This window comes from Halorubrum sp. ASP1, assembly GCF_005435135.1.
Taxonomy (GTDB): domain Archaea; phylum Halobacteriota; class Halobacteria; order Halobacteriales; family Haloferacaceae; genus Halorubrum; species Halorubrum tropicale.
Window position 1 is genome coordinate 1 of sequence record NZ_SGUA01000064.1, and the last position, 442, is coordinate 442.

2 pseudogenes are annotated in these 442 nt (G+C 64.5%); both read right to left on the reverse strand.

Annotated features, from left to right (window positions below):
- A pseudogene (locus EXE48_RS18960) lies at positions 1-191 on the reverse strand (hypothetical protein); the annotation flags it as partial.
- Positions 188-442, reverse strand: a pseudogene (locus tag EXE48_RS18265) (hypothetical protein); the annotation flags it as partial. The pseudogenes EXE48_RS18960 and EXE48_RS18265, both read right to left, overlap by 4 nt.

Below are 442 nucleotides of genomic sequence, written 5' to 3' on the forward strand. Positions count from 1 at the left end.
TCCTGGTACTGAGCCATGTCACGGAGCTCTGCAACGACTTCTGGTGGGACGGCGACGTCACACGAGGTGAGGAGATACTGGAGGGGATCCGGAGCCGTGTCGGTGTCGTAGGCTGCGTCGGCTCGTGGGACGGCGAGACTGACCAGCGCACTCGTGTCGGCGACGACTGTCCGCAGCCGCGGCCTGCTCATCGCTCGTCGCCGTCCGCGGTATCGACCGTCGTCGCGTCGCCGCCGTAGATGTTGACGTCAGTGGGCGCAGCGAGATCGAGTGGCTCGGCCTCGAGATCCGCTTTGAGGAGGCGGAGCCGTTGGGCAGTCTCGGCGCCGACCAGCTGCTTGACCGTCTCGAATTCGAGTTGACCGTCGTAGTATTTCGTCGCCACCAGTTCCTGGAACGTCTCGCTGTCGGCGGTCTCTTCGATGTACTCGCGGATCGCTTC